The following is a 12,875-nucleotide window of genomic DNA, read 5'->3' on the forward strand; positions in this document are numbered from 1 at the left end:
CTGACTCTGGCGGACTTGCCCGCTAGTCTCCGAGCAGTGGAGGTACCTCCCACGCTCTCAAGGCAGTGGGGGAGAACGGGCCAGCGTGTTGCTCGTGCCTCCCCAGGTGTGGGGCGACTAGGTTCCTCACCGGTCCGTATCCGAATAGTTCGACATCCGAGGTGACGTAGGCGTGGCTCTTCCGCCCCTTACCCCTGAACAGCGCGCAGCCGCGCTCGAAAAGGCCGCCGCGGCTCGCCGGGAGCGGGCCGAGGTCAAGAATCGACTCAAGCACTCCGGCGCCTCGCTTCACGAGGTCATCAAGCAGGGCCAGGAGAACGAGGTCATCGGCAAGATGAAGGTCTCTGCTCTGCTTGAGTCCCTGCCGGGCGTGGGCAAGGTCCGCGCCAAGCAGATCATGGAGCGTCTCGGCATCTCCGAGAGCCGCCGTGTACGTGGCCTCGGCTCCAACCAGATCGCCTCCCTGGAGCGCGAGTTCGGCAGCACCGGTTCCTGACCCCGGGTACTCCGGGAAGGGAGTCCCGGGCACTCCGGGATTGCTGGAATAATCGCTGCATGAGTGAACGTCCGCGGCTGACCGTGCTCTCCGGCCCCTCCGGGGTCGGCAAGAGCACGGTCGTCGCCCATATGCGCAAGGAACATCCCGAGGTCTGGCTCTCGGTGTCCGCGACCACCCGCAGACCCCGCCCCGGCGAGCGGCATGGCGTCCACTACTTCTTCGTCACCGACGAGGAGATGGACAAGCTGATCGCCAACGGCGAGCTGCTGGAGTGGGCCGAATTCGCCGGCAACCGCTACGGCACGCCGCGTACGGCCGTGCTGGACCGCCTGGAGGCGGGCGAGCCCGTCCTCCTGGAGATCGATCTCCAGGGCGCCCGGCAGGTCCGTGAGTCCATGCCGGAGGCCCAGCTGGTGTTCCTGGCTCCGCCCACCTGGGAGGAGCTGGTGCGCAGGCTCACCGGCCGTGGCACCGAGCCTCCCGAGGTGATCGAACGCCGTCTGGAGGCGGCCAGGACCGAATTGGCCGCCGAGCCGGAGTTCGACCTGACCTTGGTCAACACCTCTGTCGAGGATGTGTCGGGCGAGCTGCTAGCCTTGATGGACGTTGTGTGATTGTGTCTGATCTTTTCCCATCTTTCGGAAGGTAGAGCGTGTCCTCTTCCATCACCGCGCCCGAGGGCATCATCAACCCGCCGATCGACGAGCTGCTTGAGGCCACCGACTCGAAGTACAGCCTCGTGATCTACGCGGCCAAGCGTGCCCGTCAGATCAACGCGTACTACTCGCAGCTCGGCGAGGGCCTGCTTGAGTACGTCGGTCCACTCGTCGACACCCATGTCCACGAGAAGCCGCTCTCGATCGCCCTGCGCGAGATCAACGCGGGTCTGCTGACCTCCGAGGCCATCGAAGGCCCGGCGCAGTAACCACGCGCGGCAGTACCTGACCCGCGCGGTCAGCCATCGCGGTCATACATTCAGACCGCGGTCGACTTGTCCACAGGCCCGTCAGCATGAGCTGCCGGGCCTGTGGTGTGCTCGGGGGAGCGGGGCGGGCGCCTCGCTGTGGTGCAGCATGGGCATGTAGTACGGGTCACACACGGGTTTCCGAGTCCGGGGAGAGACGGTGGACAAGCCGAAGGTCGTTCTGGGGGTCAGCGGGGGCATCGCCGCCTACAAGGCCTGTGAGCTGCTGCGCAGATTCACCGAGTCGGGGCACGACGTGCGCGTCGTCCCCACCGCCGCCGCGCTGCACTTCGTCGGCGCCGCCACCTGGTCCGCCCTGTCCGGCAACCCCGTCTCCACCGAGGTCTGGGACGACGCCCACGAGGTCCCGCACGTCCGTATCGGCCAGCACGCCGACCTCGTCGTCGTGGCCCCCGCCACCGCCGACACGCTCGCCAAGGCCGCCCACGGCCTCGCCGACGACCTGCTGACCAACACGCTCCTGACGGCGCGCTGCCCGGTCGTCTTCGCCCCGGCCATGCACACCGAGATGTGGGAGCACCCGGCGACCCAGGAGAACGTGGCGACGCTGCGCCGCCGGGGCGCCGTCGTCATCGAGCCCGCGGTCGGGCGGCTGACCGGCGTCGACACCGGCAAGGGCCGGCTGCCCGACCCCGGCGAGATCTTCGAGGTCTGCCGGCGCGTACTGGCCCGCGGGGTCACCGAGCCCGACCTGAAGGGGCGGCACGTCGTCGTCTCCGCCGGCGGTACCCGCGAGCCCCTCGACCCGGTCCGCTTCCTCGGCAACCGCTCCTCCGGCAAGCAGGGCTACGCCTTCGCGCGCACGGCCGCCGCACGGGGCGCCCGGGTGACCCTGGTCGCGGCGAACACCGGCCTGCCCGACCCGGCCGGCGTGGACGTCGTCCCGGTCGGCTCGGCGGTCCAGTTGCGCGAGGCGGTGCTCAAGGCCGCCGCCGACGCCGACGCGGTGGTGATGGCGGCCGCCGTGGCCGACTTCCGCCCGGCCGCCTACGCGACCGGGAAGATCAAGAAGAAGGACGGCCAGGACCCCGAGCCCATCGTGCTGGTGCGGAATCCGGACATTCTTGCGGAGATCTCGGCCGACCGGGCGCGACCCGGACAGGTGATCGTCGGCTTCGCCGCCGAGACCGACGACGTCCTCGCCAACGGCCGGGCGAAGCTGGCACGCAAGGGGTGCGACCTCCTCGTGGTGAACGAGGTGGGGGAGGGGAAGACGTTCGGTTCCGAGGACAACGAGGCCGTGGTGCTCGGCGCCGACGGTGGCGAGATTCCGGTGCCGCACGGCCCCAAGGAGGCTCTTGCCGAGATCGTCTGGGATCTGGTACGGGATCGTTTGGACTGATTTGCTTCAGTCGTTCGACAGCTTCCTCCCACGCGACATTCTCCCGGGGAGCCTCTGGTCAATGCGGCACGGCATTGGGCAGAATGCCCGTGCCGCAGGTCACAGCGTTCCCAACCCGCGAGACTGCTGGGCCCGCGGCGAAGTGCGACCGATAAACTGTTGTGCGGATGTCGCCGGGCGCAGCTCCCCGCGCCGTCCGCCAAAGATCAGCCAGCAGCCGCTGCAACCCCAGGGAGCGTTGTGTCCCGTCGCCTGTTCACCTCGGAGTCCGTGACCGAGGGTCACCCCGACAAGATCGCTGACCAGATCAGCGACACCATTCTCGACGCGCTTCTGCGTGAGGACCCGACTTCCCGGGTCGCCGTGGAAACGCTGATCACGACCGGCCTGGTGCACGTGGCCGGCGAGGTAACGACCAAGGCGTACGCGGACATCGCGACCCTGGTCCGGGGCACCATCCTCGGAATCGGCTACGACTCCTCGAAAAAGGGCTTCGACGGCGCCTCCTGCGGCGTGTCGGTGTCGATCGGCGCGCAGTCCCCGGACATCGCCCAGGGCGTGGACACGGCCTACGAGTCCCGGGTCGACGGCGGCGCGGTGGTCGGCGACAAGGACGAACTGGACAAGCAGGGCGCGGGCGACCAGGGTCTGATGTTCGGCTACGCGACGGACGAGACGCCGACGCTGATGCCGCTGCCGATCTTCCTGGCCCACCGGCTGTCCAAGCGGCTGTCCGAGGTCCGCAAGAACGGCACCATCCCCTACCTCCGCCCGGACGGCAAGACGCAGGTCACCATCGAGTACGACGGCGACAAGGCGGTCCGTCTCGACACCGTGGTGGTCTCCAGCCAGCACGCGTCGGACATCGACCTGGAGTCCCTGCTGGCGCCCGACATCCGGGAATTCGTCGTCGAGCCGGAGTTGAAGGCGCTGCTCGACGAGGGCATCAAGCTGGACACCGAGGGCTACCGCCTGCTGGTCAACCCCACGGGCCGGTTCGAGATCGGCGGCCCGATGGGCGACGCCGGCCTCACCGGACGCAAGATCATCATCGACACCTACGGTGGCATGGCCCGCCACGGCGGCGGCGCCTTCTCCGGCAAGGACCCGTCCAAGGTGGACCGCTCGGCCGCCTACGCGATGCGCTGGGTCGCCAAGAACGTGGTCGCCGCGGGCCTGGCCTCGCGCTGCGAGGTCCAGGTCGCGTACGCCATCGGCAAGGCCGAGCCGGTCGGTCTGTTCGTGGAGACCTTCGGCACCCACAAGGTCGAGCCCGAGCGGATCGAGAAGGCGATCGACGAGGTCTTCGACCTCCGCCCGGCCGCCATCATCCGTGACCTCGATCTGCTCCGTCCGATCTACGCCCAGACCGCGGCCTACGGCCACTTCGGCCGCGAACTGCCGGACTTCACCTGGGAGCGCACGGACCGCGTGGACGCCCTGCGTGAGGCCGTGGGCCTGTAGCTTCGGCGTACGGCTGTGGCCGGGGCCCGGTTCTCCTTCGGGGGAGCCGGGTCCTGGCGTGTCGTGGGGGCGGCCTCGGCACTTCACGGCGTGAAGTCCTCCCCCTGCGGGGGCTCGTCGTCCTCCGGTTCTGGCTGGTCGAAGGCGAAACGGCGCTGCAGGGCATCAACCATCTCGCTCTTGCCATGTGCCGCGGCGAGTTTGGCGAGCCGTTCCGTGAACAGAGTCACATCCGGATCGTCCGCCGAGAAACCGAACCAGGCCAGGAACGAGTCGACGGCGTCATCAGAGGCGGAGCCAGTGCCCGGAGGCGGCTCGGACAGGTACGGCTGCCGGTGCGGCCCGCCTGCCGGGAAACCCTGGTCCGCGTCGGTGATTTCGCCCCACGGCGGTGCGACAAGATGTTCGAACGGAGGTGCCACCGTCTCGTTGTTGGCGGCAGCCGACAACTGGGCCAGCATGCCTATCCGCCCGACCGTGCTGTCGACTTCCTCCTCGTTGCGGGACAACCACCACACCACCGCGCTGCCCGTGTCCTTGAGGACGTCCTCGCTGAGATAGGCCCTCTTGTTGCGTTCGTAGTTGCGCTCGTGTTCCCAGACGTCCTCGTCCTTGCGGACGTTGGAGAGTTTCACGAGTCGTTCACGGTCGTGCTCCGGAAGTCTGAGAGCGACATCGTGGGCCATGGCCATGATCCGTCCGGTGGTGTCCTTCCGCATGGTGGCCAGCACGGCATCGAGCTGGTGCTGGGCGAGCGCGCTGTGGTGCGGAGGCTGCTGGGCCGTCACCGCGCGAGCCCGCTGCAACACGGCATCGACGGCGAGGGCCGCGGGGTTGATGGGAGGTGCCTCCTCGGGGGTGTCCACCACCTGCCACAGAACCGTGGCGGAAAAGGAGAAGTCGTAGTCCGCGACGGAACTGGGCAGCGCCACGTGCAGGACGCGGTGTTGCGGGTCTTCCCCCGTGACCGGCGGTTCGGGTGTGGCCGGTGCGCTTTCCGTTGTCAGGATCTTCTGTACAACGGCCGCGACGATCAGCAGGAGCGCGGCCGAGACGGGCCAGACCCAGATCGGCCAATGGACAGTGAGTCCGAGGATGACGGCGATCAATCCCAGGATGACGGTGACGAAGAGGGTCATCGTCCTGTGGCCAGAGCTCATGGAGGGCTACCTCGGGTTTCGGTTCGCCTGTCAGGCGACAGCTGAGTAGGGCTCGATGCCCTGCGCGGCATCGAGTTTCAGCAGCAGGCAGGAGAGGGTGTCCACGCGACGGATACTGCGTTCGGCGCGCTGCCAGCCGAGAGCGACTCGGTAGAGGCGTCCGGCGGCCGTATGGTCCTCACCGCAGGCTGAGGCCAGCACGTCGGTCACGGGCTCGCGATTCTTCACGTCCTCGCCCACGGTGAGCCAGCGTTCCGCGGTGCCCGCCCACTCCGTGACGGGTCGGCCCAGCAGTCCGCTCCAGCCGAGGGCCAGGAGCCTGCGCACATCCCCGTGCCGCATGAGGCGGACCGGGTCCGCCAGGTCCCGGAAGAGGGCGAAGTCCGCCGACCACTGACCCGAGGCGATTCCGGCGGAGAGCCGATCCAGCATCTTTTGGTACAGACGGTCGTCGGACCTCGACAGTGTGAGAACGGCCCGGCCGGCGGATGCCAGAGTGCTTCCGCCGGTGCGGCGACTCACATGATGCAGCCGCACCAATGCCTGGTCCGGATGGGAGTGCGCCATGGTCTGGGAGCAGACCACGACCAGCACCTGGCGCAACGCGTCGCTCGTCTCCTGGGAGGTCGCCCAGTCGTAGATCCGCTGACGGAAGAACTGGCCAAAGCGGTCGTTGTTGAGACCGATGGCGAGCGCCTGAGCGGCCGGCGGCACCAGGTGGCCCGGTGCCCTGGACGACATCCACCGGTCGGTGAGCCACACCAGATCTTCCGGTCGGCCTGTGCGAAATGCCTGGTCCGCGAATCTGTCCACGGCCTGTATGCGAACCGACGGGGCCACCGAGAGATCGGCCACCTGAGTACTCAGCCAGTCGCGCAGTTCACGGCGGATGTCGGGCAGGTAGGTCCAGAAATGGTTCCGTACGGCCCGGTCGTAGCCTACGAGGCTGAACCGGATCCTGCCGTCCGGGCCGCTGTCGGCATGGATCGCGGACAGTTCCGCATGCAGGTCCGCGCGGTCCAGCCGGGGAGTGGGATCAGGCGGATGACTGAGCACCCCGAGCAGGGCGTTCGCCCCCCTCAATACCACGTCGGGGGTCGTGTCGTGGAACATCGCGAGGGACAGCAGCAGTGCCCTGTGCCGCCCGCCGGCGGCCGACAGGTCCGCCGCCACGCGGCCTCTTTGGTCGTGCTGCTCCGCGAGCGATTCCGTGAGCCAGTCCGGAAAGCCCCGGTCGGCCGTCGAAGTGTTCCGGCAACGTCCGACCCGTTCGGCGAGCGCCGCGACATCGGCGATCGGTACACGCATGAGATAGGCGGCAAGTTCTGGATCCCCGAGTTCTTCGTCCAGCGGGAGGATGCCCTCGACCCGCAGGTGCGTGGCGAGCACGCGTCGGGCGTTCGGACGCCGGGTCTCGGCTGTCAGATGCCGCAGGTCGCCCCGGAGCAGGTAGCTCAGATGGTGCGGCAGCACCACCGCGAGATGGGCACCGCGCTCGATCACGGTGGCCCGGAAGTCCGACAATGCGCCTTGTACGGCTACGTAACGGGACTCCTCGGCTTCCGAGAGATCCAGTAAGAGCCGGTCACCGGGGTTGACGTCGGCAGGGTCGAGCGGCAAGGCCGTTTCGTCGTCCGTCGTGTCCGGTAGCTCGTGCAGGCTGCCCCGGGTCTCCGGCAGTTCGTGCAGCAGCATCAGAGCGGCAGTGCGCCGGCCGCTTCCAGGCAGCCCGTCCACCAGCACGGTGCGCTCGTTCCGGAGCCGGTTCCGTGCGTGCTGGAGGCCGGGAGGGGACACGAAGCGCTCGTGCAGGCGTTGACGGTCCGCCTCGGCGATCGAGCGGTTGCGCCCGCGCGCCCGCTCGTTCAGCAGATGCTCCGCTGCCTGGACGTAAATGTTGAACTGATGGCCCTCGCCGGAGTGCACCGAGCCGTAGGCCGCCCCGACGAACGAACTGAAAGAGCCCGTCACCGTTCCTCGCCCCCACGCGGCGGGCGCGTGCCGAAGCCCTGACGGATCCCACCGTGGTTGTCCCCGGCCACGTAGTTCGTGCCGTCGCCTTCAATATGCGGGCCCCCGTATAGATTGCCCTGGCCTGAGTGGAAAGGGGCGTGCGCGTCGTTGACAAAGGTGCCCACAGACCCGCCGACCTGGCCGATACCGCCGCTCTGGTGGTCGGTGCGGACGCCACTGGGCCCGTCGGCCGGGGCTGAGGCGCTCTCCCCGGCATCGCCGGCCAAGGCGGCGAGCGCGGGAATCAAGCGGGCGAGGCGGTCTCCCAGGTGGGCGAGATCGCTGTCGATGGTGTTCAGGCCCAGACGCGTGTACTGGCACTCGGCGAGCTCGGCCATCGAACGGGGCAGCCGGCGCGGATCGAGTTGTTCCACCCTGCGGTCGATGAACACCGGCACGACCAGGGAACCGGATGACAGAGCAGCTTCGATTTCCCGCCTAACCCAGTCGCCGGGATCGTCCAGCGCCCGCCGGCCGGGGCGCTTGCGGTCCGGTGCGTCCAGCCAGCCCTTGCCGATCAGAGCGAGCAGGACCCGGCTGTGGCGGGCGGTCTGCACGAGGGCGTCTGCGAATTTGCTGCCCGGTTCGATCGACTTCCGCGCGAGGAAGACGCTGTCCTCACCGAACCTGGACAGCAGGCCCCGGTGGCACAGGTGAGCGATCTCCTTGCCGTCTTCCGTACGGTAGTTGAGGAAGATCTCGTGCATGGTCGGACCCCTTCCTAGAAGGTGGAGGCGTGAGTCAGGGCTGCGGACAGGTCGGGCATGACCTTCCGCACCGAGTTGTTTCGCGCGTGCCGGCCCAGGGTGTGGCGGAGGCGACGCAGATCGGCGGCGATCGTCGCGGAGCCGACGAGCGGTACGCAGGGCAGGACATCCGTGGTGATTCCGCATGCGTGGTCGATGTCTCCGGCCGCCGCATGGGCGAGGGCGCGCCGGACGCCGTACCGTGCGCGAGTGCGGAACGCATGCTCCGGTATGCGTGCCGTCTCCTTGTCGAGGAGCGCGGCCGCCCGCTGCGGGCGTCCCAGATCGTGCAGGCACCAGCCGGTGAACATCGAGACGACGTCGGGTACGTGAGACGCACCCAGCACCGGCTGTGCGGGGTCCTCGGCGCTCAGTTCCAGTAGATCCCGGGCACGGTCAAGGCTGCGCATGCACGCGTCGTAGTCACCCGCGACTGCATTGCCCTGAGCAAGATGCTGTGCGGCGAGCCCGCGGACACGAGCGGGCGCGTCGCTCTCCAAGGCATGAGCGGCCAGTCGTACGGCTTCGCCGACATCACCGCGGTACAGGCTGATCAACGAGCGTCGGACCTGCGCGTAGACCGCGAGCTTGGCATCGGCGCCGGCGGCCGCCAACTGCACGGCCCGGTCGGTCCACCAGACAGCGGCCTCGTCATCACCGGATTCCTGGGCCATCCATCCCGCGTACTCCGCGTAGCGGGAGGCGAGAACCAGCAGAGTCCGCCGTGACCGGGGGCCGCTGTGAGCGGCCAACTGCTCGACCGTGTGGGTCTGGCTGATGAGTGTGGGCAGGACGCTGGCAGGGCCGGAAACCTGCCCCAGGCGCCGTAACTGCTTGAATACGGTCAGCGACGTGTCGACCAGTGTGTCCGCCGTGTCAGCCGGTCTTTGGGTGGGGAAGACCTCGTGCGGGCCACCGGCGCGGAGGGCCAGTACGGAGGCGGCTCCGGCGGCGATCAGGTCTCGCCGCGTCACCGGTTGGAAAGAACTCGAACCGTCCTTGCGGAGTTGCATCAGCCACACCTCGTCATCGTTTCCAGGGGCCGGCAGCGGCGTTCGGGCGTGCTGGAGGACCACGAGCCGAGCGAGCGCACCCCCGGCCCGGAGTTCGGTGTCGCACAGCCGCGCCAGTTCGGGCGTGGGCCGTTTGATCCCTCGCTCGACCTTGCTGAGCTGGCTCTTGCTGTAGTGAACGCGCTGCCCCAACTGCTGCAGGGAAAGCCGGGCGGCCATGCGCCGCCTGCGCAGTTCCGGCCCGAAGTCGTGCCACTGCTCCCGCACTTCAACCTCCGTCACTCCCCGGCCGGCAGCCGGTGAGCGCCGCGACTCAGCGTGCGGCAGGCGACTGGGCCGGACAAGGCGAAACAGGCGTTTCCCGTTTCCTCCTCAGGAGCGAAGCCCGAACCCGACGACCTGTCGAGAAAGCTGTTCCGGCCAAGGAACGCGGTGCGCGGCTCGCGGCGGGACGTCGGCTCGCGGCTGCTGGCGCCCGGCCTGCGCCGATGTTCTTCCGGCGGAGGCAGGGGCGAGGGCCGGGCGGCGGCGGTTGTCGGTGGCGTTTGGTAAGAATGCAAGCGTGAGCAGCGAGAACGAGGGCCGTGACGGGGGTGCGGAGGGTGCGCCGCCGGAGCAGCTCGCGCTCATTCGGGAGAGTGTGCGCGGTGCCAGGGCGCCGCGGGCCAAGCCGCGGACCTGGCGGGGGGCCGCGCTGGCGAAAGAGCTGCCCGTCGCCCGGGTGCTGGTCGACAAGGGCGTGCTCCATCTCGACCGGTACTTCGACTACGCCGTGCCCGAGGAGCTGGACGAGCAGGCTCAGCCGGGGGTGCGGGTGCGGGTGCGGTTCGGGGCCGGACGGCACCGGGTGCGGGAAGGGCGCCGGGAGGGCGGCGGGCTCATCGGCGGGTTCCTCGTGGAGCGGCGGGCCGAGTCCGACTACTCCGGGCCGCTGGCCGCGCTGGCCCAGGTGGTGTCCCCGGAACCGGTGCTGAGCGAGGAGTTGCTGAGGCTCGCGCGAGCCGTCGCCGACCGGTACGCGGGGAGCCTCGCCGACGTGCTGCAACTGGCCGTGCCGCCGCGCAGCGCGCGTGCGGAGCGGCGGCCGTCGCCCGTGCCGCCGCCACCGCCGGCGCCCCCCGAGCCCGGTTCCTGGGCGCGGTACGAGCGAGGGGCGGCCTTCGTCGAATCGCTGGCCTCGGGAGGCGTACCCCGCGCCGTGTGGAACGCGCTGCCCGGCCCCCGCTGGAGCGAGGAGCTGGCCCGGGCCGTGGCAGCCACGCTCGCCTCGGGGCGCGGTGCGCTCGTCGTCGTACCGGACGGCCGCGCCGCCGCCCGGGTCGACGCCGCGCTCACCGAACTCCTCGGTCAGGGGCGGCATGCCCTGCTCACCGCCGACGCTGGGCCGGAGAAGCGGTACGGGCAGTGGCTGGCCGTGCGCCGGGGCACCGTACGGGCCGTCGTCGGCACGCGGGCCGCCATGTTCGCGCCCGTGCAGGATCTGGGACTCGTCGCCATCTGGGACGACGGGGACGACAACCACAGCGAGCAGCACGCCCCGCAGCCGCATGCCCGCGATGTGCTCCTGCTGCGCGCCACCCAGGACAAGTGCGCCTTCCTGCTGGGCAGTCGGAGCTGCACCGTGGAGGCCGCGCAACTGGTGGAGACCGGCTGGGCGCGGCCCCTGGTCGCGAGCCGGGAGCAGGTGCGGCGGGCCGCTCCGCTGGTACGGACGGTGGGCGACGGCGACCTGGCACGGGACGAGGCCGCCCACGCCGCCCGGCTGCCGACGCTTGCCTGGCAGGTGGTCCGGGACGGGCTGCGGCACGGGCCGGTGCTCGTGCAGGTGCCCCGTCGGGGGTACGTGCCGCGCCTGGCCTGCGTGACCTGCCGGGCGCCGGCCCGCTGCCGGCACTGCTCCGGGCCGTTGGAGGCACAGGACGCGGGAGCGCTGCGGTGCGGCTGGTGCGGTCGTGAGGAGAGCGCGTGGCACTGCCCGCAGTGCGGGTCGCTGCGGCTGCGCGCGCAGGTCGTGGGGGCGCGGCGGACCGCCGAGGAACTGGGGCGGGCCTTCCCCGCGGTACCGGTGCGGACCTCGGGGCGCGAACAGGTACTGGACACGGTGCCGGGGGCGCCCGCGCTGGTCGTGAGCACCCCGGGAGCCGAGCCGGTCGCCGAGGGCGGCTACGCGGCGGCGCTGCTCCTCGACGGCTGGGCCATGCTGGGCCGCCCCGACCTGCGGGCCGGCGAGGACGCGTTGCGCCGATGGCTCGGGGCCGCCGCGCTGGTCCGCCCGCAGGGCGATGGCGGGACGGTGGTGGTCGTGGCTGAGCCGACGCTGCGGCCCGTGCAGGCACTGGTGCGGTGGGATCCGGTCGGGCACGCGGTGCGTGAGCTGGCCGAGCGGGCGGAGCTGGGGTTCCCGCCGGTGTCCCGGATGGCGGCCTTGGCGGGGCCGGTACAGGCCGTCGCCGGCTTTCTCGCGGAGGTCGAACTCCCGTCGGACGCAGAGGTGCTGGGGCCGGTTCCCTTGCCGGTCACACCGTCCGGGAGACCGCGGCGGGCCGGGGGGCCACCACCGGGCGAGCAGTGGGAGCGTGCGTTGGTCCGGGTGCCGCCCGGCAGCGGGGCCGCACTGGCGACCGCGCTGAAGGCGGCGCAGGCCGCACGGATGGTGCGGGGCGGCGAGGAGGGAGTGCGCGTACGGATCGATCCGCCGGACATCGGGTGACGGGGCCCCTGCCCCTGCCGCTGCTATTGCCCCTGCCTCTACTCCCACCCCTCCCTGTGCTACCCCTCCTTGCCCCGCTGTTGCCTGTGCGGCCTGGGGCGTCGGGAGCCGGGTGACCGGGCCTTCGGGCGCCGGTCCGCGGCGGGGCGCGGGAGGACCGGGTCGTCGGCGTGCTCCTGTGCGTCCGTCAGGGGCAACGCCCGTGGTATCGCCCAGCCGTTGACGGAGCCGAGGTGCGGGGGCGCGGCACGGCTCAAACGGGCAGCCGCCCTCCCGGAGGTGCCGGGAGGGCGGGGCGGGAGGGGGTCAGCCGTTGCGCGGGGCGGGGAAGGCCGTCGGACGGACCTCGTCGCGGAGCGTGGGGCTGCCCGCTGTCGGCTGGGTCGGCATCGAACGGGCCGCTGGGACCGTCGGAACCGTGGGAAGGCCGGTGTTCACGTTCATCGTGCGGGTGCCCGACGGCTCCGGCGTGCGCTCGGCATCCGCGGCTGCCTGGGCCGCGGCGCGACGGGCGCCGTAACGGCGGTGCACCGCCTGCTTGGTGACGCCCAGGGCCGAGCCCACCGCGTCCCACGAGAAGCCGAGCGAGCGGTCGAAATCCACGGCGGCCGTGACCAGGGTCTCGACGCTGTCCCGGAGTTCCTGGGCGAGACGGACGGTCGGAGCGGGGGCGCGTCCGTAGACTACGAAGCCCGTGGAGGGGCCGGAGCGGCGCGGGCGGTAGACGTTGCCCAGCTGGGCGGTGAGCGTACGCAGGGCGTCCACCTGCCGGCGGACCCGCTCGATGTCCCGCACCAGCAAGTGCAGGCTGGCCCGGGCCTGGGCGTCGTGGGTTGCGTGGTCGGCCATGAACAAGCCTCTCGAACCGGCGTTGAAAGGAATCGGGCCGCGTCGGCGGCCCGTTGTGGTCAACTCTTACTTGACCAACGCGTGTGCGCTCCGC

The 12,875-nt window shown here is 70.4% G+C and carries 11 protein-coding genes; 6 read left to right on the forward strand and 5 right to left on the reverse strand.

The features are described from left to right. Positions 1-172: 172 nt before the first annotated feature. The 5 genes from ACFYPJ_RS13025 to metK all read left to right on the forward strand — a co-directional run bounded on the left by ACFYPJ_RS13025 (position 173) and on the right by metK (position 4,290). Positions 173-496, forward strand: a complete 324-nt coding sequence (locus tag ACFYPJ_RS13025) for an integration host factor (RefSeq protein ID WP_030810589.1) — start codon at positions 173-175, stop codon at positions 494-496. Between the two features lie 59 nt (positions 497-555). Beyond that, complete coding sequence (gene gmk, locus ACFYPJ_RS13030; protein ID WP_389014837.1) at positions 556-1,113, forward strand: guanylate kinase; 558 nt, start codon at positions 556-558, stop codon at positions 1,111-1,113. A gap of 38 nt (positions 1,114-1,151) precedes the next feature. Continuing rightward, on the forward strand, positions 1,152-1,424 hold the full coding sequence (rpoZ, locus tag ACFYPJ_RS13035) for a DNA-directed RNA polymerase subunit omega (RefSeq protein WP_005319902.1): 273 nt from the start codon (positions 1,152-1,154) through the stop codon (positions 1,422-1,424). Positions 1,425-1,623: 199 nt separating this feature from the next. Further along, positions 1,624-2,826, forward strand: a complete 1,203-nt coding sequence (coaBC, locus tag ACFYPJ_RS13040; RefSeq protein ID WP_389014840.1) for a bifunctional phosphopantothenoylcysteine decarboxylase/phosphopantothenate--cysteine ligase CoaBC — start codon at positions 1,624-1,626, stop codon at positions 2,824-2,826. Between the two features lie 240 nt (positions 2,827-3,066). Then, positions 3,067-4,290 (forward strand): methionine adenosyltransferase, encoded by a 1,224-nt coding sequence (gene metK / locus ACFYPJ_RS13045; RefSeq protein ID WP_389014843.1) that lies wholly within the window; start codon positions 3,067-3,069, stop codon positions 4,288-4,290. An 83-nt stretch (positions 4,291-4,373) separates the two neighbouring features. Here metK and ACFYPJ_RS13050 read toward each other — a convergent pair whose 3' ends face one another. From ACFYPJ_RS13050 to ACFYPJ_RS13065, 4 genes are read right to left on the reverse strand one after another with little or no spacing between them, the layout of a single operon-like run. Continuing rightward, on the reverse strand, positions 4,374-5,450 hold the full coding sequence (locus ACFYPJ_RS13050) for a hypothetical protein (RefSeq protein ID WP_389014845.1): 1,077 nt from the start codon (positions 5,448-5,450) through the stop codon (positions 4,374-4,376). Between the two features lie 30 nt (positions 5,451-5,480). Next, positions 5,481-7,421 (reverse strand): hypothetical protein, encoded by a 1,941-nt coding sequence (locus ACFYPJ_RS13055; RefSeq protein ID WP_389014848.1) that lies wholly within the window; start codon positions 7,419-7,421, stop codon positions 5,481-5,483. Next, on the reverse strand, positions 7,418-8,170 hold the full coding sequence (locus ACFYPJ_RS13060; protein WP_389014851.1) for a toll/interleukin-1 receptor domain-containing protein: 753 nt from the start codon (positions 8,168-8,170) through the stop codon (positions 7,418-7,420). Before ACFYPJ_RS13060 ends, ACFYPJ_RS13055 begins: the two co-directional genes overlap by 4 nt. Before the next feature lie 14 nt (positions 8,171-8,184). Next, positions 8,185-9,489 carry a helix-turn-helix domain-containing protein gene (locus tag ACFYPJ_RS13065; protein WP_389014854.1) on the reverse strand — a complete coding sequence of 435 codons (1,305 nt, stop codon included), beginning with the start codon at positions 9,487-9,489 and terminating at the stop codon, positions 8,185-8,187. Positions 9,490-9,784: 295 nt separating this feature from the next. On the opposite strand from ACFYPJ_RS13065, the gene ACFYPJ_RS13070 reads away from it, so the two are divergent. Continuing rightward, entirely contained in the window at positions 9,785-11,932 is a 2,148-nt protein-coding gene (locus ACFYPJ_RS13070; protein ID WP_389014857.1) for a primosomal protein N', read from the forward strand. A 306-nt stretch (positions 11,933-12,238) separates the two neighbouring features. Here the strand turns inward: ACFYPJ_RS13070 and ACFYPJ_RS13075 are convergent, their stop codons facing one another. Then, on the reverse strand, positions 12,239-12,781 hold the full coding sequence (locus tag ACFYPJ_RS13075) for a hypothetical protein (protein WP_389014860.1): 543 nt from the start codon (positions 12,779-12,781) through the stop codon (positions 12,239-12,241). Between the last annotated feature and the right edge of the window lie 94 nt (positions 12,782-12,875).

This window comes from Streptomyces sp. NPDC006012 (assembly GCF_042871185.1).
Taxonomy (GTDB): domain Bacteria; phylum Actinomycetota; class Actinomycetes; order Streptomycetales; family Streptomycetaceae; genus Streptomyces.